This is a genomic window from Pseudomonas persica (assembly GCF_900291015.1).
GTDB lineage: Bacteria > Pseudomonadota > Gammaproteobacteria > Pseudomonadales > Pseudomonadaceae > Aquipseudomonas.
This window is the reverse complement of record NZ_OLKL01000010.1, coordinates 261469-281184: the sequence shown is the minus strand read 5'-3', so window position 1 is coordinate 281184 and position 19716 is coordinate 261469. Positions and strand designations below refer to the sequence as shown.

Sequence of the window (19716 nt, the reverse complement as noted above, 5' to 3'; positions counted from 1 at the left end):
TTTTAACCTGCAGCGGCCTCTTCGCGGGTAAACCCGCTCCCACAGGTACGGCACAAGCTCCGAAACCTGTGATGTTCCTGTGGGAGCGGGTTTACCCGCGAAGAGGCCGGCACAGCCAACACCACTGCCCGATTCAGCCCGGTCACCCCGGGCCACCCTGGCAACACCTCAGCAAGAAACCCGGCCCACAAGGCCAGCCATAACTAGAAAAGAAAGGGAGCTTTAACCTTGAGAGTATTCACCTTGACCGCACTGGCGTTATCCATCAGTGCCTTATCCACCGTGGCCCAGGCCGACCCACAAAGCCAGGACTTCGTCCCCGTCACCCTCAAAAGCAGCAGCGAACAGGAACAAGCCAGCGGTTTCATTGACGGCCAGAGCCTGTCAGGCAGCACCCGCAACTGGTACGCCCGCGAACGCGCCGCGCGTGCTCCGCTGTGGAAGTACTACAAGAGCGACGGCACCCGCCACCCCACTCACAGCCGCGAGAACTGGGTGCAGGGCACCATCCTCAACTACAGCTCGGGCTTCACCCAGGGCACCGTCGGTTTTGCCGTCGAAGCCGCCGGCTACAATGCCATCGCCCTGCAACAGAACCGCGAGGACGTCGCCGGCCCCAACAACCGCACACTGACCCACAGTGATGGCGACCCGATCGGCCAGTGGAGCAAGATGGGCCTGGCCAACGTCAAGGCGCGCGTGTCCAACACCACCCTCACCGTCGGCCGCCAGTCCGTGGACACGCCGATGATCGCCTACATCGGTAACCGCGCCCTGCCTTCGAGCTTCCAGGGTGCGTTCCTGCACAGCGCCGAATTCGACAACCTGAGCTTCGACCTGGGCACCTTCGACCGCGTCTCGCCACGTACCGAACAAAGCCTCAGCAAGTTCCGCAGCGAATACAGCGCCACCGGCGTGGAAACCGACCGCGCCAGCACCGCCGGCGTCAACTACCAGCCGTTCAAGAGCCTGAACACCAGCCTGTACGCCACCAAGGTCGACGACTTCTGGAACCAGTACTACTTCGGCGCCAACCACGTGCTCGGCGACAGCGCGGTACTCAGCCTGAGCACCGGCCTGAACTACTACAAGACCGTCGACGCCGGCAGCCAGAAGATGGGCAAGATCGACAACGACACCTACAGCCTGTCGTTCGGCCTGACCCACCAGGCCCACACCCTCAGCGCTTCCTGGCAGCAGGTCAACGGCAACGAGTACTTCGACTACCTGCACGAAACCAACGGCATCTACCTGGCCAACTCGCTGCTGTCGGACTTCAACGGCCCCAACGAGAAATCGCTGCAGATTTCCTACGTGCTGAACATGGCGCCGTACGGCGTGCCGGGCCTGAAGTTCAACCTGTACAACGCCCGCGGCTGGGGCATCGACGGTACCCATTACCGCGGCACCGCCTACGACGTGAACGGCCTGGATGGCGAAAACCACTACGAGTGGGGCATCGGTACCAGCTACGCGGTGCAGAGCGGGCCGCTGAAAGACACCAGCATCCGCGCCACCTACACCACGCACCGCGCCAGCAAGAACCAGGGCGATGGCAGCCTGGACGAGTTCCGCGTGGTCACCACCATTCCATTCAACATTCTCTGACCGTCGGCGCCACGGCCCGCTGCCTTGCGGGCCGTGGCGGCTACGCTGGAATCAATGCAAGCAGGGAGTCTTCACCCCATGCAGAAAGCTTTCATGAAATCGCTACCGCTGCGCCTTGCCCTGGCAGCGCTGGTGCTGGGCAGCGCCACGCAGCTGGCGGCCAAGCCGTTGGTGGTGTGCACCGAAGCCAGCCCGGAAGGGTTCGACGTTGTCCAGTACACCACGGCGGTCACCGCCGATGCCTCGGCCGAGACGGTGTTCAACCGCCTGGTCGACTTCAAGCCTGGTACCACCGAAATCCAGCCGGCCCTGGCCGAGCGCTGGAACATTTCAGCCGATGGTCTGACCTACACCTTCCACCTGCGCCAGGGAGTGAAGTTCCACACTACCGACTACTTCAAGCCCACCCGCGACTTCAACGCCGATGACGTGCTGTGGAGCCTCAATCGCCAGCTCGACCCGGACCATCCATGGCATGACAAGACCAGCGTCGGCTACCCGTACTTCGAGAGCATGGGGTTCAAGGACCTGCTCAAGTCGGTCAGCAAGGCCGACGAGCACACCGTGGTGATTACCCTCACCCGACCGGAAGCACCGTTCCTGCGCGACATGGCCATGGCCTTCACCTCAATCTACTCCGCCGAATACGGCGACCAGTTGCTCAAGGCCGGCAAGACCGCCGAGCTCAACAGCAAGCCGATCGGCACCGGCCCGTTCATCTTCCAACGCTACAACAAGGACGCCCAGGTCCGCTTCAAGCCCAACCCGGACTATTTCCGCGGCAAGCCACCGGCCGATGCACTGGTCTTCGCCATCGCTACCGACAGCAATGTGCGCCTGCAGAAACTGCGCGCCAACGAGTGCCAGGTGGCGCTCTATCCCAAGCCCGATGATGTGCCGTCGATCAAGCAAGACCCGAAACTCAAGGTCGAAGAGATCGAGGCCCTGGTTACCGGTTACATCTCGATGAACACCGAACATAAATACCTGAGCGACGTGCGCGTGCGCAAAGCCATCAACATGGCCTTCGATCGCCAGACTCACGTCGACCAGCTGTTCGGCAAAGGTAACGCGCTGGTCGGCGTCAACCCGTACCCGCCGACCATGATCGGCTACAACAGTGAGAACAAGAACCCGCCCCGCGACCTGGCCAGGGCGCGCGAACTGCTCAAGGAAGCTGGCGTGCCCGAAGGCACGGTCATCACACTGTTCACGCGCAATGGCGGCGGCCCGACCAACCCCAACCCGCGCCTGTCCGCCGAGATGCTGCAGGCCGACCTCAAACAGATCGGCCTCAAGCTGGATATCCGCGTAATGGAGTGGGCCGAGATGCTGCGCCGCGCCAAGAAAGGCGAGGCCGACCTGGTGTCCACCGGCTGGGGCGGTGACAACGGCGACCCGGACAACTTCCTCAGCCCGCTGCTCAGTTGCGATGCCGCCAAAAGCGGCGAGAACTATGCGCGCTGGTGTAACCCTAAGTTCCAGGAACTGATCAGCCGCGCCCGCGAAGTGATCGACAACGACGAGCGCGCAAGGCTCTATAACCAGGCATTGAAAGTGTACGATGACGACCAACCCTGGATCAGCATGGCCCATCCAAAGATGTTCACCGCCATGCGTGACAACGTGGAGGGCTACGTGATCAACCCTCTGACCAACAACAACTTCGCCACCACCAAGGTGAAGTAGAACAACAACGACCGCCGGCAACCCACACGGGAACCGGCGGCACCACCGTAGCGGGCTGATCGCCCCACGGCCTGATGAGGTAACCCCGACAATGTTGAGCTTTATTGCCCGACGCCTTGGCCTGCTGATACCGACCTTTTTCGGTATCACCTTGCTGACCTTCGCGCTCATACGCCTGATCCCCGGCGACCCGGTGGAAGTGATGATGGGCGAGCGCAGGGTCGACCCCGAAATGCATGCCCAGGCCATGGAGCGCCTGGGGCTGAACAAGCCGCTGCCGGTCCAGTACCTGGACTACGTCGGCAAGCTGGCCCAGGGCGACCTCGGTGAATCGCTGCGCACCCGCGAGAGCGTGTGGCGCGAGTTCCTGACCCTGTTCCCGGCCACCCTCGAACTGGCCTTCGCCGCCCTGCTGTTCGCCGGCATCGTCGGCCTGCTGGCCGGGGTGATCGCCGCGCTCAAGCGCGGTTCGCTGTTCGACCACGGGGTGATGGGCATTTCCCTGGCCGGTTATTCGATGCCGATCTTCTGGTGGGGCCTGATCCTGATCATGTTCTTCTCGGTAAGCCTGGGCTGGACCCCGGTGTCCGGGCGTATCGACCTGCTCTTCGACATCGAGCCGAAGACCGGCTTCATGCTCATCGACACCCTGCTCAGCGACGAGGAAGGCGCGTTCAAAGACGCGGTGATGCACCTGATCCTGCCGGCCATCGTGCTCGGCACCATCCCGCTGGCGGTGATCGCCCGCATGACCCGCTCGTCGATGCTCGAAGTGCTGCGCGAGGACTACATCCGCACCGCCCGTGCCAAAGGCCTGTCGCCGGCCCGCGTGGTGTTCGTGCACGGCCTGCGCAACGCACTGATCCCGGTACTGACCGTATTCGGCCTGCAGGTCGGCACGCTGCTGGCCGGTGCGGTGCTGACCGAAACCATCTTCTCCTGGCCGGGCATCGGCAAATGGCTGATCGAAGCCATCGGTGCCCGTGACTACCCCGTGGTCCAGAACGGCATCCTGTTGATCGCCTGCCTGGTGATCCTGGTCAACTTCGTCGTGGATATCCTCTACGGCCTGGCCAACCCACGCATCCGTCATCAGCGCTGAGGCCCTCGCCATGACTAGCCCGATTCCGAAATCCGTGTCGCCGGCCAGCCCGGTGGACCAGAGCCTGCTCTACCCCTCACCATACAAAGAATTCTGGCAAGCCTTCGCGCGCAACAAAGGCGCGGTGATGGGCCTGGCCTTCATGTGCCTGGTGGTGTTCTGCGCACTGTTCGCGCCATGGGTCGCCCCGCACGACCCGAGCGAGCAGTACCGTGACTTCCTGCTGACCCCGCCGGTGTGGCTCGAAGGTGGCAGCTGGCAGTTCATCCTCGGCACCGACGAGCTGGGCCGCGACCTGCTTTCGCGGCTGATCCAGGGCGCGCGGCTGTCGCTGCTGATCGGCCTGTCGTCGGTAGTGATGTCGCTGATCCCGGGCATCCTGCTCGGCCTGCTGGCCGGTTTCTTCCCGCAACTGCTCGGCCCGTCGATCATGCGCCTGATGGACGTGATGCTGGCGCTGCCCTCGCTGCTGCTGGCGGTGGCCATCGTCGCCATCCTCGGCCCAGGCCTGATCAACACCGTGATCGCCATCGCCATCGTATCGTTGCCATCCTATGTGCGCCTGACCCGCGCCGCCGTGATGGGCGAGCTGAACCGCGATTACGTCACCGCCGCACGCCTGGCCGGTGCCGGGCTGCCACGGCTGATGTTCGTCACCGTGCTGCCCAACTGCATGGCACCGCTGATCGTGCAGGCCACCCTCAGCTTCTCCTCGGCCATCCTCGACGCTGCCGCCCTGGGCTTCCTCGGCCTTGGCGTGCAGCCGCCGACCCCGGAGTGGGGCACCATGCTGGCTTCGGCCCGTGACTACATCGAGCGCGCCTGGTGGGTGGTGAGCCTGCCCGGCCTGACCATTCTGCTCAGTGTGCTGGCAATCAACCTGATGGGCGACGGCCTGCGCGATGCGCTGGACCCGAAACTCAAGAACGCCGCCTGAGGAGAACGCCATGTCACTGTTGCAGATCAACAACCTGAACGTGCGCTTCGGCGACGCCACTGCGGTACCGGTGGTCGATGGCCTGGACCTGACGGTGGAGGCCGGCGAGATCCTGGCCATCGTCGGCGAATCGGGCTCCGGCAAGTCCGTGACCATGATGGCCCTGATGGGCCTGATCGATGCCCCGGGGCGCATCACTGCCGACGCGCTCAACTTCGACGGCACCGACATGCTCAAGCTCAGCGGCCGCCAGCGGCGCAAGGTGGTGGGCAAGGACATCGCCATGGTCTTCCAGGACCCGATGACCGCGCTCAACCCCAGCTACACCGTGGGTTACCAGATCGAGGAAGTGCTGCGCCAGCACCTGGGCCTGAAGGGCAAGGCCGCGCGCCAGCGTGCCCTGGAGCTGCTGAAAAAGGTCGAGATCCCGGCGGCCGAGAGCCGCCTGGACGCCTACCCGCACCAACTGTCCGGCGGCATGAGCCAGCGCGTGGCGATTGCCATGGCGATTGCCGGCGAACCCAAGCTGCTGATCGCCGACGAACCCACCACTGCACTGGACGTGACCATCCAGGCGCAGATCATGGAGCTGCTGGTCAACCTGCAGAAAGAGCGCAACATGGCGCTCATCCTGATCACCCACGACCTCGCCGTGGTCGCCGAAACGGCCAGGCGCGTATGCGTGATGTACGCCGGCCAGGCCGTGGAAGTGGGCCAGGTGCCGGAGCTGTTCGACGTGCCTGCCCACCCCTACAGCGAAGCACTGCTGGCGGCGATTCCCGAGCACAGCATCGGCGCCGAGCGCCTGGCCACCCTGCCCGGTATCGTCCCCGGCCGCTACGACCGCCCCGAGGGTTGCCTGCTGTCACCGCGCTGCCCGTACGTGCAGGACAACTGCCGGCGCCAGCGCCCGCCCCTCGATCCCCAGGCCCATGGCCTGGTGCGTTGCTTCTACCCGCTGAACCAGGAGGTGGCGTGATGGCCGTCGTTCTATCCGCCCGGGAGCTGACCCGGCATTACGAAGTCTCTCGCGGGCTGTTCAAGGGCCACGCCCTGGTCCGCGCGCTGAATGGCGTGTCGTTCGAACTGGAGGCCGGCAAGACCCTGGCCGTGGTCGGCGAGTCCGGCTGCGGCAAGTCGACCCTGGCCCGCGCCCTGACCCTGATCGAAGAGCCGTCGTCCGGCTCGCTGCAAATTGCCGGCACCGAAGTGAAAGGCGCCAGCAAGAGCGAACGCAAGCAACTGCGCCGCGACGTGCAGATGGTGTTCCAGAGCCCCTACGCCTCGCTCAACCCTCGGCAGAAGATTGGTGACCAGCTGGCCGAGCCGCTGCTGATCAACACCTCGCTGAGCAAGGCCGAGCGGCGAGAAAAGGTGCAGAAGATGATGGAACAGGTCGGCCTGCGCCCCGAGCATTACCAGCGCTACCCGCACATGTTCTCCGGCGGCCAGCGCCAGCGTATCGCCCTGGCGCGGGCGATGATGCTGCAGCCCAAGGTGCTGGTGGCGGACGAGCCGACCTCGGCGCTGGACGTGTCGATCCAGGCCCAGGTGCTGAACCTGTTCATGGATTTGCAGAAGGAGTTCAACACCGCCTATGTGTTCATCTCGCACAACCTGGCGGTGGTGCGGCATGTGGCCGATCAGGTGCTGGTGATGTACTTGGGGCGGCCGGCGGAGATGGGGCCGAAAGAGGATATCTACGAAAGGCCGTTGCACCCGTATACCCAGGCGTTGCTGTCAGCCACGCCGGCGATTCACCCGGACCCGTTGAAGCCGAAGATTCGTATTGCCGGGGAGTTGCCCAACCCGCTGAACCCGCCGGATGGCTGTGCGTTTCACAAGCGCTGCCCGTATGCGACCGAGCGGTGTGCCAAGGAGGTGCCGGCGTTGCGGCAGGTGAGTACGCGGCAGGTGGCCTGCCACTATGCGGAGCAGTTCCTCTAGATCGGTATGACCTTCTTCGCGGGTAAACCCGCTCCCACAGGTGTTTCACAGCATTCGAAATCTGTGCGGTCCCTGTGGGAGCGGGTTTATCCGCGAAGGGCCGCAAAGCGGCCCCGGGGATCTCAATGCATGAAGAACCAGATCAGGATAATCACCGGAATCGGCACCCCAATCATCCAGAGCAGTATCGAGCGCATGGTCTTTCTCCTTGTTCGATGTTGAACAGACCGGTGCACTCGCCATGCCATCCCTGTCAAAAAATCACACTCAACCGAATCAACGGCTTACTCCCCAAGCCGCTTGGCGAAACCGTGCAATATGCCGGATCCGCACCCTTGCAGCTGGGTGTTCTGCAATGCACTATCAGGCTCATGACCGCCACTACCCTCCCCGACGGCCCCGAGCAGACCCCGCTCACCGCCGACACCGTGCTGCGCTACCACCTGTGCTGGAAGCACCGCGACCTCGACGGCGTCATTGCGCTCTACCACCCCGACATCCAGTACCACGACTTCTTCCAGAACCGCGTGCTCGGCTACCAGGAACTGCGTGACTACGTGCGCGCCTGCCTGCCCCATGAAGCCGGCGAAGACATCGTCCACAGCGACCGCATCCGCGTCGACGGCTGCACCGCGTTCATCCAGTACCAGGTCACGGTCCAGGGCGGCGATGGCCTGGTAGCGTTCCAGTCCAGCGAGGCGATCACCGTCAAGGACGGCCTGATCTGGCAAGTCAACGAGTACGCCACGCTGGTCCGCCAGAACGGCAGCGGCCACACCAGCAGCGGCCCGCGCCCAGCCACCAGCCGCCTTGGCCTGTCCCCCCGCCAACTGTCGACCATGGCTCAGGACCTGGAACACTACTTCCAGCGTCAGCGCCCCTACCTGGACCCGGAGCTGGACCTGCAACAGGTGGCCGACGCCAGCGGTTACAGCCGCAACCAGATCTCCTACCTGCTCAACCAGGTGCTCGGGCAAAGCTTCTACCGCTACGTCAACCAGGCCCGCCTGCAGCACCTGATGGCCAGCCTCGATGACGACAGCGTCGAGGCGACGATCGACGAGCTGGCGTTCAATGCCGGTTTCAACTCGCTGTCGGCGTTCTACAAGTGTTTCCGCGAACACACCGGGCTTACGCCCAAGGCCTACCTGAAGCAAATTTCCCTGCGTGCACGCACGTAGGACAGCCGACCGCCGACACCACTAGGATCGCCACAGACCTTGACGAATGTGGAGCCGAACCCGATGCAACCCCTGCGCACGCTCAGCCTGTGGATGGACCAGCTTGACGAGCCGCTGTGCGCCCGCCCGGCCCTGCGCGACGACCTGGAAGCGGATGTGTGCATCATCGGCGCTGGCTACACCGGCCTGTGGACCGCCTATTACCTCAAGCGTCAGGCGCCACAGCTGAACATCGCCGTGATCGATGCCAACATCGCCGGCTTTGGCGCCTCGGGGCGCAACGGCGGCTGGCTGATGGGCAACCTGCTCGGCGAAAGCCGCCTGCTCGCGACCCTGTCGCCGCAACAGCGGCGCACCAGCATCGACCTGCTGCATGGCATTCCTGATGAAGTACACCGCGTGCTGCAACGCGAGGGCATTGACTGCGATTACCGCAAAGGCGGCGTGCTGTACTGCGCCGCACGCTACCCGGAACAGGAGCGTAGCCTGCGCGCCTACCTCGACGACCTTTATCGTCAGGGCATGACCGAGGACGACTACCGCTGGCTGCGCCCCGAACAGCTGGACGCCCAGTTGCGGGTCAGCAATGCCTATGGGGCCATCTACAGCCCGCACACCGCAACTATCCAACCCGCCAAGCTGGCGCGTGGCCTGGCCCGAGCGGTAGAAGCGCTGGGCGTACCCATCTACGAAAACACCCCGGCCATCGACTGGCAGCCCGGTGAGGTGCGTACCCCGTTGGCGCGCATTCGCTGCCAATGGATGGTACCCGCCGTGGAGGGCTACGCCGCCAGCCTGCCGCCACTGGGCAAACATCAGCTGCCGGTACAGAGCCTGTTGGTGGCCACCGAGCCATTGCCGGAGGCCACCTGGGAACAGATCGGCCTGAACCAGGGCCAGGCGTTCAGCGAAAGCAGCCGCCAGGTCACCTATGGCCAGCGTACCGCCGACAACCGCCTGGTATTCGGCGCCCGTGGCGGCTACCGCTTCGGTGGCCGCCTGCGCGAAAACTTCAACCTCACTGAACAGGAAATCGAGCTGCGCCGCTATCTGTTCAGCGAACTGTTCCCGCAGCTGAAGCACGTGCGCATCACCCATTCGTGGGGCGGCAACCTGGGCATGGCACGGCGCTTCCGCCCGCACATGCTCTGCGACCGCCAGCGCGGCATCGCCCTGGCCGGCGGCTACGGCGGCGAGGGTGTCGGCGCCACCAACCTGGGCGGGCGCACCCTGGCGGCGCTGATCCTCAACCAGCACAACGAACTGACCGCGCAACCCTGGGTGCTCGACAACCGCCCGCTTTCAAGCCTGGCCAGCTGGCCACCCGAGCCCTGCCGCTGGCTGGGCTACAACGCAATCATCCAGAGTTTCGTCCACGAGGACCGGACCCTCGCCAATCCCGCCTGCGCGTCGTGGAGGCGGCGCCTGGCCAGCAGTCTTGCGGACTTCATGGAAGGTTTCATGCACTGACTTCCCTTTCCCCGACACAGGATTCACCGGTCATGAACATCACCCAGTTCAAGAACAGCGACAGCGCCGTGCTCGATAGCTCCAACCCCGTTGCGGTACCACTCGGCGAGCCCGTGGCGGTGACCTCGGTCACCTGCGTGGAACGCAGCGACGGCGTCGAAACCGGCATCTGGGAGTGCACCCCCGGGCGCTGGCGGCGGCAGATCGTGCAACAGGAGTTCTGCCATTTCATCAAGGGCCGCTGCACCTTCACCCCCGACGGTGGCAAGCCGCTGCTCATAGAAGCCGGAGACGCACTGATGCTACCGGCCAACAGCACCGGCACCTGGGACATCCAGGAGACCGTGCGCAAGACCTACGTCCTTATTTTCTGATCCGCTGATCGCCTGCCTTCGACAACAACAGACAAAGCAAGGTAACCCCGACATGCGCACGCTCCTTCTCGCCCCCCTGATGCTGGCCGCCAGCGTGGCCGGCGCCGCCGAAACGGTGAAGATCTACAACTGGTCCAGCTACGTCGCCCCCGACACACTGAAGAACTTCCAGCAAGCCAGCGGTATCGTGCCCACCTACGATGTTTACGACAGCAACGAAACCCTCGACGGCAAGCTGATGACCGGCAACTCCGGCTACGACGTGGTGTTTCCGTCCAACCATTTCATGGCCCGGCAGATCCAGGGCAAGGCCCTCAAGCGCCTGGACAAGTCGCAACTGCCCAACTGGCACAACCTCAACCCGGTGCTGCTCAAGGCGCTGGAGGTGAACGACCCGGGCAACCAGTACGGCTTCCCCTACCTGTGGGGCAGCACCGGTATCGGCTACAACATCGACAAGGTCAAGGCGGTGCTCGGGGACAACGCGCCACTGGACTCATGGGACCTGATCTTCAAGCCCGAATACATGAGCAAGCTGAAAACCTGCGGCGTCGCCGTGCTGGACAACGGCCCCGAACTGTTGCCGATCGCCCTGCACTACCTGGGCCTGCCGCACCACAGCCAGAACCCGGCGGACTACGACAAGGCCAAGGCGCTGTTGATGCAGGTGCGGCCGTACATCAGCTACTTCCACTCATCGAAGTACACCGGCGACCTGGCCAATGGCGATATCTGCGTGGTGGTGGGTTTCTCGGGGGATGTGCTGCAGGCGAAGAATCGCGCCGAAGAAGCGAAGAACGGAGTGAACGTGGGGTACTCGATCCCGAAGGAAGGCGCGCCGATGTGGTTCGACATGGTCGCCATGCCGGCCGATGCGCCGGATGAAAAGGCCGGGTATGCCTACATGAACTACCTGCTGCAGCCGCAGGTGATGGCCAACATCAGCAACCATGTGCAGTACGCCAACGGCAACCTCGAAGCGGACGGGCTCGTGGAACCGGCGATGAAGGGCAACACGATGGTTTACCCGAGCGAGGAAGTGATGGGCAAGCTGTATGCGCTGGAGGCAATGCCGGCGAAGATCGACCGTATCAGAACCCGGATCTGGACCAGTATCAAGGCCGGGAATTAATTTCGGTCTGTACACGGTCCCTGTGGGAGCGGGTTCACCCGCGAATGCGATATTGAATTCACCGACGCATTCGCGGGTGAACCCGCTCCCACAGGGTCAGTTGGCAGGCTCTCGAAAATCAGTGGTGCTCGCGGGTAGCGCGGAACTTGATGTCCGGCCAGCGCTCTTCCATCAGCGACAGGTTGACCCGGGTCGGCGCCAGGTAGGTCAGGTGCCCGCCACCGTCGATGGCCAGGTTTTCCATGGCCTTGTTCTGGAATTCCTCGAGCTTCTTCTTGTCGTCGCAGCCGATCCAGCGCGCCGACCAGACGGTGATCGGCTCGTAGGCGCACTCGACCTTGTACTCTTCCTTCAGGCGGCTGGCGACCACGTCGAACTGCAGCACACCGACCGCACCGAGGATGATGTCGTTGCTGCGCTCCGGGAAGAACACCTGGGTCGCGCCCTCTTCGGCCAGCTGCTGCAGGCCCTGACGCAGCTGCTTGGATTTCAGCGGGTCCTTCAGGCGTACGCGGCGGAACAGTTCCGGGGCGAAGTGCGGGATACCGGTGAAGCCCAGCGCCTCGCCTTCGGTGAAGGTGTCGCCGATCTGGATGGTGCCGTGGTTGTGCAGGCCAATGATGTCGCCGGCATAGGCCTCTTCCAGTTGCTCACGCTCGGAGGAGAAGAAGGTCAGCGCATCGCCGATACGCAGGTCCTTGTTGATCCGCACGTGGCGCATCTTCATGCCTTTCTCGTACTTGCCCGAGCAAATGCGCATGAAGGCGATGCGGTCGCGGTGTTTCGGGTCCATGTTCGCCTGGATCTTGAACACGAAGCCGGTGAACTTCTCTTCCACAGGCTCGACGGTACGCTCGTGGGCAACACGGCCCAGCGGGCGCGGCGCCCAGTCGACGACTGCGTCGAGCACGTGGTCGACACCGAAGTTGCCCAATGCAGTACCGAAGAACACCGGGGTCAGCTGGCCGTTGATGAACTCTTCCTGGTTGAACTCGTGGCAGGCACCCTGCACCAGCTCCAGCTGCTCGACGAACGAGTCGTACTGGTCGCCCAGATGGGCGCGGGCCTCGTCCGAATCCAGCTTCTGAATGATCTTGGCTTCGGTGCGCTCGTGGCCGTGGCCCGGGGTGTACACCACGATGTAGTCACCGGTCAGGTGGTACACGCCCTTGAAGTCGCGGTAGCAACCGATCGGCCAGGTGATCGGTGCCGCCTTGATCTTCAGTACCGCTTCGATCTCGTCGAGCAGTTCGATCGGGTCGCGGATGTCACGGTCGAGTTTGTTGATGAAGCTGACGATCGGCGTGTCGCGCAGGCGGCACACGTCCATCAGGGCGATGGTGCGTGGCTCTACACCTTTACCGCCATCAAGCACCATCAGCGCCGAGTCCACCGCGGTCAGGGTGCGGTAGGTATCTTCCGAGAAGTCTTCGTGACCGGGGGTGTCGAGCAGGTTGATCATGTGCTCGCGGTACGGGAACTGCATCACCGAGGTGGTGATGGAGATGCCGCGCTGCTTCTCCATTTCCATCCAGTCGGAGGTGGCGTGGCGGTCGGACTTGCGCGACTTCACGGTACCGGCGACGGCAATGGCCTTGCCCATCAGCAGCAGCTTCTCGGTGATGGTGGTCTTACCGGCGTCGGGGTGGGAAATGATTGCGAAAGTGCGGCGCTTCGCGACTTCGGCGGCCTGGTTGGTCATGGGAAATCGCCTGACTGGGGGATTTAAAAGGGGCGATATCATACCTGAAGTTGGGCCGGGACCAAAACCTGAGGAATGAGTGGTGCTGTGCCGGCCTCTTCGCGGGTAAACCCGCTCCCACAGGGACTGCACAGCGTCCAGGTGCGGTGCAGTCCCTGTGGGAGCGGGTTTACCCGCGAAGAGGCCGGCACAGGCAAAGCCGATTCCACAGGCAATCGCTTTATCACGATAAATGGCCACAGGTCAGTTATTTCAACGCTTGTAGCGAATTAATACGCTGTTTTTTCTCGCCATATTTCGATACACCCAGTGATTAGCACTGGCCAAATGCCGCCCCAGATGGGAACCTTTACGCCCACGGAGACGTCCACTCCCCTGCAACCCGCTTCGGTTGGGGAGCTGTTTTCATCAGCATTTTCGGGCCCGACGGGGTTCGGCTCATGGCCTGATCGCAGCCTTCGGCGTGCGTCATGCTGCTACTCGCGAACACACCACCCGCCGCCAGGACTGGCCGGCAACCAAGAAGTGTGCTCGCCGACTACACAAGGAGTCCGCCTGTGGCAAAACGCTACGGAAAAGGGCTGTTGGGATGGGCCGCCGTGCTCGTCATCCTGGCCCTGCTGGTCCACTGGATCGGCATCGACACGATCGCGCGTTATCGCGACGATCTTGGGTTCTACCTGCAAGCGCACCTGGTCCTGGTGCTGGCTTCGATGGCGGCGGCGCTGGCCGTGGGCATCCCCGCCGGCATTGCGTTAAGTCGACCGCAGCGGGTCGACAAAGCCGAGCGCTTCATGCAGTTGTTCAACGTTGGCAACACCATCCCTCCCCTGGCCGTTCTGGCCATCGCCCTGAGTATCCTGGGCATCGGCGCCGGGCCTGCAATCTTCGCCCTGTTCCTCGCCTCCCTCCTGCCCATCGTGCGCAACACCTACGAGGGCCTGAAAAACGTCCCCGCCTCGCTCAAGGAAGCCGCCACCGGCATCGGCATGACCCCGCGCCAGCAACTCTGGCAGGTTGAGTTGCCCAACGCCGTGCCGATCATCGTCGGCGGCGTGCGCGTGGCCCTGGCGCTGAACGTGGGCACCGCACCGCTGGCCTTCCTGATCGGCGCCAACAGCCTGGGCAGCCTGATCTTCCCCGGCATCGCCCTGAACAACCAGCCACAGCTGCTGCTGGGTGCCGCCTGCACCGCGCTGCTGGCGCTAGTGCTGGACGCGGCGGTGAGTTTCTCCAGCAAGCGCTGGCTGGAACGTGGCCTGGCTGGATAACAAGAGGGAACGTATGAACAAGAAAATCGCCTTGCTGCTGGGCGCGGCCCTGCTGTTCGCAGGATTTGCCCAGGCAGCGGAAAAACCGCTGATCCGCATCGGCGCGCGGGTGTTCACCGAACAGACCGTGCTCGCCGAAATCACCGCGCAATACCTGCGCGCCAACGGTTTTGACGTGCGCGTCACCAGCGGCCTTGGCAGCAGCATCGCGCGCCAGGCCCAGGAAACCGGCCAGCTCGACCTGATGTGGGAATACACCGGCGTGTCACTGGTGTCGTACAACCATATCGATGAGCGCATGCCCAGTGCCGAGGCCACCTACGCCAAGGTCAAGGCACTGGACGCGAAGAAAGGCTTGATCTGGCTGACCCCGTCGAAGTTCAGCAACACCTACGCGCTGGGCCTGCCCAAGCAGGTCGCCGAGGCTTATCCACAGATCAACTCGATCAGCGACCTCAACCAGGTGCTGCGTGACGAAAGCCGACGCAACCACCTGGTGGCGCTGGACACCGAGTTCGCCAACCGCCCGGACGGCCTGGTCGGCCTGAAGGCGATGTACGACTTGCAAGTGGGCCGCGCCAACATCCGCCAGATGGATGCCGGCCTGGTCTACACCGCCATGCACAACAACCAGGTGTTCGCCGGCCTGGTGTACACCACCGATGGCCGCCTGAACGCGTTCAACCTCAAGCTGCTGGAAGACGACAAGCACTACTTCCCCGACTACACCGCCGCGCCGGTGGTGCGAAAAGCCGTGCTCGACGCCAACCCGCAGCTGGCCGGCCTGCTCAAGCCACTGGCCGAGCAACTGGATGACGCAACCATGCGCCAGCTCAACGCCAAGGTCGATGTCGAGCACCAGAACCCGACCGCCGTGGCTGCCGCTTTCCTGCGTGAGCATCCACTGAACAGCGAGGGCCAGCCATGAACCTGATCGATACCTTCAACCATCTGGACTGGGCCCAGGTGCTGCATCTGACCTGGCAACACATCATGCTGGTCGGCGTCGCCGTGGGCCTGGCGATCATCGTCGGCGTACCGCTGGGCATCCTGATGACCCGCTTCCCGGCCGTCGCCGGCCCATTGCAGGCCAGTGCCACGGTGCTGCTGACCATCCCGTCCATCGCCCTGTTCGGCCTGCTGCTGCCGTTCTACTCCAGGTTCGGCCAGGGCCTCGGGCCGCTGCCGGCGATCACTGCGGTGTTCCTCTATTCACTGCTGCCGATCCTGCGTAACACCTACCTGGCCCTGACCAACGTCGAGCCAGGCATCCGTGAAGCCGCGCGCGGCATCGGCATGACCTTCGGCCAGCGCCTGCGCATGGTCGAACTGCCCATCGCCGTGCCGGTGATTCTCGCCGGCGTGCGCACCGCCGTGGTGATGAACATCGGCGTCATGACCATCGCCGCCACCATCGGCGCCGGCGGCCTCGGCGTACTCATCCTTACCTCCATCAGCCGCAGCGACATGTCGATGCTGCTGGTCGGCGCCGTGCTGGTCAGCCTGCTGGCGATCATCGCCGACCTGCTGCTGCAAACCCTGCAACGTGCCCTGACTCCAGAAGGACTGCGCTCATGATCGAACTGAAGAACCTCAGCAAAACCTTCAACGTCAACGGCAAGGACGTCAAAGCCGTCGACGCGGTAAGCCTCACCGTCAACGAAGGGGAAATCTGCGTGTTCCTCGGCCCCTCGGGCTGCGGCAAGAGCACTACCCTGAAAATGATCAACCGCCTGATCACCCCCACTTCCGGCCAGGTGTTCATCAATGGCGAAGACACCACCGGGCTGGACGAAGTCACCCTGCGCCGGCACATCGGCTACGTGATCCAGCAGATCGGTCTGTTCCCCAACATGACCATCGAGGAGAACATCACCGTGGTGCCGCGCCTGCTCGGCTGGGACAAACAGAAGTGCCATGAACGCGCCCGCGAGCTGATGCACATGATCAAGCTGGAGCCCAAGCAGTACCTGCAACGCTACCCGCGCGAGCTGTCCGGTGGCCAGCAGCAGCGTATCGGCGTGATCCGCGCCTTGGCGGCGGAAGCGCCGGTGCTGCTGATGGACGAGCCGTTCGGCGCGGTCGACCCGATCAACCGCGAGATGATCCAGAACGAGTTCTTCGAGATGCAGCGGGCGCTGAACAAGACGGTGATCATGGTCAGCCACGACATCGACGAAGCGATCAAGCTGGGCGACAAGATCGCCATTTTCCGTGCCGGCAAGCTGTTGCAGCTGGACCACCCGGACACCCTGCTGGCGCATCCGGCGGATGAGTTCGTCAGCAACTTCGTCGGCCAGGACAGCACCCTCAAGCGCCTGCTGCTGGTGCGTGCCGAGGATGCGGCAGACAACGCGCCATCGGTGAGCCCGCAGACGCCGGTGAGCGATGCGCTGGAGCTGCTGGACGAGCACGACCGCCGTTACGTGGTGGTGACCGATGCGCAGAACAAGGCACTGGGCTACGTGCGCCGGCGTGATATGCATCGCCAGCAAGGGACCTGTGGCGACTTCCTGCGGCCGTTCAATGCCACCGCGGCGCATGATGAGCATTTGCGCATCCTGTTGTCGCGGATGTACGAATTCAACCGGGCGTGGCTGCCGGTGCTGGATGCCGAGCAGGTGTTCCTGGGTGAAGTGACCCAGGAGTCGATTGCGGCTTACCTGAGCTCGGGGCGATCGCGGGGGGCCAAGACCAGCATCGTTTCGCCGGCCGAGGCGGTGATTTCCTGAACCGGCCTCTTCGCGGGTAAACCCGCTCCCACAGGGTCGGCGCAAGGCTAAAGACCTGCGCGATACCTGTGGGAGCGGGTTCACCCGCGAAGCAGGCGACGCGGTGTCAGAACCCTACGCTGGCCTGCACATAGAAGGTCCGTGGCTCACCCACATAGATGCCGGCATTGTTGTCGCTGGAGCGGGTGAAGTACTGCTTGTCGAACAGGTTCTTCACCCCCGCCGCCAACTTCAGGTTGGACATTTCCGGTCCGAACTCATAGCCGCCACGCGCATGCCAGGTCACGTAACCCGGAATGTCGCCGAACTGCCCGTCCGCACTCGGCTCGGTGATGTAGTCGCCGTTGAAGCTGCCATCGGCATTGATCCCCGTACCCGGTGCACGCTGTTTGGATTGGGCGTAGGCATCCAGGTTCCAGGTCCAGTGGTTGACCGCGTAGCGCACCCCGGCAGTGGCCACCTGGCGTGAATAGAACGGCAGGTCACGGCCCTTGAAGCCAGGAATGTCCCCTTCATAAGTAGCGCGGGTATAGGTGTAGCCACCGCTCACCGACAGCCCTTCCAGGCGCGGGTCAAGCCCCGCCAGGTCATAGCGCACCGAAGCCTCGATACCCTGGTGCTTGGTCGCGCCGAGGTTGGTCCAACCCACGTCGTTGCTGATGTACTGCAGTTCGTCGTCGAAGTCGATGTAGAACGCCGTCAGCTCACCGGCAAAGGCGCCATTGTCATAGCGGGTACCGATTTCGTAGGTCTTGGCCTTTTCCGGTTCCAGGCCATTGGCCGTGCTGTTGCCAGTACCGCCCTGGCCCAGCTGGAAGTACTGCAGGCTGCCAAACGAGGTCTCGTAGTTGGCGAACAACTTCCACGCATCGGAGAGGTGGTACATCACGCTCAGCGCCGGCAGCGGCTCGTTGCTGGTGATGCTGCGTTTCTTCTCTGGCACCGGCTGGCCGTTGGCACCGAGCACCGGGCGGTCGCGCCAGTCGGTGTTGATGTGCTCGAAGCGGATGCCCGGGGTGATGGTCCAGTTACCCACGTCGATCTTGTCGTCGATGTAGTAGGCGCTGGCCTCGGTACCGCCACTGCGGTCCTGGAACACATGGCCGTCGGAGGTCGGGGTTGGCGTCGGCACATTGTCGATCAGCGCCAGGCGGGTCGACTGCTCACGCATCGCTTCCTTCAGGTAGCGGTAACCCACGCTGACTTCCTGGGTGGTCGGGCCGGCGAAGAAGATCCGCGACAGCCGTGGTTCGATGGCGAAGGTGTGGTAGTTGCGCGGGTACGACGACAGGGTCTTCATGTCGCGCGAGGCAATGGCGCTGCCGCGGAAGCTGTCGGTGTAGTAGGTCAGCACTTCGAACTGGGTGGCGTCGTCGAGCTGCCGCTGCCACTTGAACGACACATCCTTGCGCCGGCCGGCGAAGTAGTCGTAGTCGCGCAGCGACTGGTACGGGTTGCTGTCGTACTGGGCCTGGGTCAGGCCGCCGGGCATGTCGGCACGGCCATCGTAATAGTGGAAGTTGAGCCAGAACTCGTCGACGTCAGTCGGCGCCCAGTGGGTCTTGAGGATGACGTCATCGATGTCGTTGCCGTTGTTGCTTTCACGGTAGCCGTTGCCATTCACCCCGGTGTAGAGCAGCGCCACACCCATGCCGTTGTCCGCCGTGCCGCCGACGAAGGCCGATTCGGTATGCTTCCAGCCACCATGCCGGGAGGTTTCCAGGGTGGTGGACAGCTCCGCCGAGGCCTTCTCCGGGATCGCCCGGGTAACGAAGTTGATCACCCCGCCGACGTTCTGCGGGCCATAACGCACGGAACCGGCGCCACGTACCACGTCGATGCTGTCGAGGTTGCCCGAGGAAATCGGCGCCATCGACAACTGCGGCTGCCCATAGGGCGCGAAAGCGGCCGGGATACCGTCGATCAGTACCGTGGAGCGTGGCGACAGGCGTGAAGTCAGGCCGCGAACGCCCACGTTCAGCGACAGGTCGCTGCCGCCGGTGCCGTTGGAGTCCTGCACCTGCACGCCCGGGATGCCGCGCAGCACATCGCGCACGTTCATTGCGCCCTTCTCCACCATCGCCTCGCGGCGCACCACCGTGCGCGCGCCGGGGTGGTTCTGCACCACGCTCTGCTGGGCATCGCCCAGCCAGTCACCCACCACCTTGATGTCGGTGGGCGCCAGTTCCAGGCTGCCAGTGGTGAGGGTGCCATCGGCCTGCGCCGGCTTGACCACCACGGTGCCCTGGGACATCTCGTAGGTCAGGCCGCTGCCTTGCAGCAGCTGCTGCAGCGCCTGCTCGGGCGCCAGCTGGCCGGACACCGCCGGGGCTTGCTTGCCGGCCACCAGTTCGGGGCTGAAGAACAGCTGCAGGTTGGTCTGCTGGCCCAGCTGGTTCAGCGCCGAAGCCAAGGGTTGGGCCTGGATCTGGATGGTGCTGCCGGCCTCTGCGGCCTGGCCGTTGACGGCCACGGCACTGACCGCCAGGGCCAGCGCCAGAGCGCGGAAGCGTGGAAAGGGCTTGTTGTTGTTCACGTCGTCGAAACTTCCTGGAATACGGAATAAACGCC

Annotated in this window: 16 protein-coding genes; 14 read left to right on the top strand and 2 right to left on the bottom strand. The window is 63.7% G+C overall.

Annotation, left to right across the window (positions count from 1 at the left end; genetic code table 11):
* The first annotated feature begins 228 nt into the window (after positions 1–228).
* The 10 genes from FQ664_RS05075 to FQ664_RS05030 all read left to right on the top strand — a co-directional run bounded on the left by FQ664_RS05075 (position 229) and on the right by FQ664_RS05030 (position 11440).
* The gene (locus FQ664_RS05075) at positions 229–1608 is read left to right on the top strand and encodes an OprD family porin (RefSeq protein ID WP_144170664.1); all 1380 of its coding nucleotides are present in this window, start codon (positions 229–231) and stop codon (positions 1606–1608) included.
* Positions 1609–1686: 78 nt separating this feature from the next.
* Positions 1687–3297 (top strand): ABC transporter substrate-binding protein, encoded by a 1611-nt coding sequence (locus FQ664_RS05070; RefSeq protein WP_178090948.1) that lies wholly within the window; start codon positions 1687–1689, stop codon positions 3295–3297.
* A gap of 91 nt (positions 3298–3388) precedes the next feature.
* Positions 3389–4399 (top strand): ABC transporter permease subunit, encoded by a 1011-nt coding sequence (locus FQ664_RS05065; protein ID WP_144170663.1) that lies wholly within the window; start codon positions 3389–3391, stop codon positions 4397–4399.
* 10 nt (positions 4400–4409) lie between these two features.
* Positions 4410–5336, top strand: a complete 927-nt coding sequence (locus FQ664_RS05060) for an ABC transporter permease subunit (protein ID WP_087502522.1) — start codon at positions 4410–4412, stop codon at positions 5334–5336.
* Positions 5337–5346: 10 nt separating this feature from the next.
* Positions 5347–6315, top strand: coding sequence for an ABC transporter ATP-binding protein (locus tag FQ664_RS05055; protein ID WP_144170662.1), 969 nt, complete (start codon positions 5347–5349; stop codon positions 6313–6315).
* Positions 6315–7283: a peptide ABC transporter ATP-binding protein gene (locus FQ664_RS05050; RefSeq protein WP_024086321.1), complete on the top strand. Its 969-nt coding sequence runs from the start codon at positions 6315–6317 to the stop codon at positions 7281–7283. Before FQ664_RS05055 ends, FQ664_RS05050 begins: the two co-directional genes overlap by 1 nt.
* Before the next feature lie 371 nt (positions 7284–7654).
* Positions 7655–8464 carry an AraC family transcriptional regulator gene (locus tag FQ664_RS05045; protein WP_144170661.1) on the top strand — a complete coding sequence of 270 codons (810 nt, stop codon included), beginning with the start codon at positions 7655–7657 and terminating at the stop codon, positions 8462–8464.
* A gap of 63 nt (positions 8465–8527) precedes the next feature.
* On the top strand, positions 8528–9934 hold the full coding sequence (locus FQ664_RS05040; protein WP_144170660.1) for an NAD(P)/FAD-dependent oxidoreductase: 1407 nt from the start codon (positions 8528–8530) through the stop codon (positions 9932–9934).
* Positions 9935–9966: 32 nt separating this feature from the next.
* Entirely contained in the window at positions 9967–10308 is a 342-nt protein-coding gene (locus tag FQ664_RS05035) for a cupin domain-containing protein (protein WP_063911335.1), read from the top strand.
* A gap of 52 nt (positions 10309–10360) precedes the next feature.
* Positions 10361–11440, top strand: a complete 1080-nt coding sequence (locus FQ664_RS05030) for a polyamine ABC transporter substrate-binding protein (protein WP_144170659.1) — start codon at positions 10361–10363, stop codon at positions 11438–11440.
* 118 nt (positions 11441–11558) lie between these two features.
* Here FQ664_RS05030 and FQ664_RS05025 read toward each other — a convergent pair whose 3' ends face one another.
* Positions 11559–13142 (bottom strand): peptide chain release factor 3, encoded by a 1584-nt coding sequence (locus FQ664_RS05025; RefSeq protein ID WP_003257876.1) that lies wholly within the window; start codon positions 13140–13142, stop codon positions 11559–11561.
* Between the two features lie 557 nt (positions 13143–13699).
* On the opposite strand from FQ664_RS05025, the gene FQ664_RS05015 reads away from it, so the two are divergent.
* The 4 genes from FQ664_RS05015 to FQ664_RS05000 are packed head-to-tail and all read left to right on the top strand — an operon-like array spanning position 13700 to position 17145.
* Positions 13700–14413: an ABC transporter permease gene (locus FQ664_RS05015; protein WP_144170658.1), complete on the top strand. Its 714-nt coding sequence runs from the start codon at positions 13700–13702 to the stop codon at positions 14411–14413.
* A 13-nt stretch (positions 14414–14426) separates the two neighbouring features.
* Entirely contained in the window at positions 14427–15341 is a 915-nt protein-coding gene (locus FQ664_RS05010; protein WP_144170657.1) for a glycine betaine ABC transporter substrate-binding protein, read from the top strand.
* The gene (locus FQ664_RS05005) at positions 15338–15991 is read left to right on the top strand and encodes an ABC transporter permease (RefSeq protein WP_063911331.1); all 654 of its coding nucleotides are present in this window, start codon (positions 15338–15340) and stop codon (positions 15989–15991) included. Before FQ664_RS05010 ends, FQ664_RS05005 begins: the two co-directional genes overlap by 4 nt.
* Complete coding sequence (locus FQ664_RS05000; protein ID WP_144170656.1) at positions 15988–17145, top strand: osmoprotectant ABC transporter ATP-binding protein OsmV; 1158 nt, start codon at positions 15988–15990, stop codon at positions 17143–17145. The genes FQ664_RS05005 and FQ664_RS05000 overlap by 4 nt, the downstream gene beginning before the upstream one ends.
* A gap of 106 nt (positions 17146–17251) precedes the next feature.
* Here FQ664_RS05000 and FQ664_RS04995 read toward each other — a convergent pair whose 3' ends face one another.
* Complete coding sequence (locus FQ664_RS04995) at positions 17252–19681, bottom strand: TonB-dependent siderophore receptor (protein WP_144170655.1); 2430 nt, start codon at positions 19679–19681, stop codon at positions 17252–17254.
* Positions 19682–19716: the final 35 nt, after the last annotated feature.

Coding starts and splice junctions, on each gene's coding strand:
- FQ664_RS05070 (WP_178090948.1), top strand. CDS start 1,687: ATGCAGAAAGCTTTCATGAAATCGCTACCGCTGCGCCTTGCCCTGGCA.
- FQ664_RS05065 (WP_144170663.1), top strand. CDS start 3,389: ATGTTGAGCTTTATTGCCCGACGCCTTGGCCTGCTGATACCGACCTTT.
- FQ664_RS05060 (WP_087502522.1), top strand. CDS start 4,410: ATGACTAGCCCGATTCCGAAATCCGTGTCGCCGGCCAGCCCGGTGGAC.
- FQ664_RS05055 (WP_144170662.1), top strand. CDS start 5,347: ATGTCACTGTTGCAGATCAACAACCTGAACGTGCGCTTCGGCGACGCC.
- FQ664_RS05050 (WP_024086321.1), top strand. CDS start 6,315: ATGGCCGTCGTTCTATCCGCCCGGGAGCTGACCCGGCATTACGAAGTC.
- FQ664_RS05045 (WP_144170661.1), top strand. CDS start 7,655: ATGACCGCCACTACCCTCCCCGACGGCCCCGAGCAGACCCCGCTCACC.
- FQ664_RS05040 (WP_144170660.1), top strand. CDS start 8,528: ATGCAACCCCTGCGCACGCTCAGCCTGTGGATGGACCAGCTTGACGAG.
- FQ664_RS05035 (WP_063911335.1), top strand. CDS start 9,967: ATGAACATCACCCAGTTCAAGAACAGCGACAGCGCCGTGCTCGATAGC.
- FQ664_RS05030 (WP_144170659.1), top strand. CDS start 10,361: ATGCGCACGCTCCTTCTCGCCCCCCTGATGCTGGCCGCCAGCGTGGCC.
- FQ664_RS05025 (WP_003257876.1), bottom strand. CDS start 13,142: ATGACCAACCAGGCCGCCGAAGTCGCGAAGCGCCGCACTTTCGCAATC.
- FQ664_RS05010 (WP_144170657.1), top strand. CDS start 14,427: ATGAACAAGAAAATCGCCTTGCTGCTGGGCGCGGCCCTGCTGTTCGCA.
- FQ664_RS05005 (WP_063911331.1), top strand. CDS start 15,338: ATGAACCTGATCGATACCTTCAACCATCTGGACTGGGCCCAGGTGCTG.
- FQ664_RS05000 (WP_144170656.1), top strand. CDS start 15,988: ATGATCGAACTGAAGAACCTCAGCAAAACCTTCAACGTCAACGGCAAG.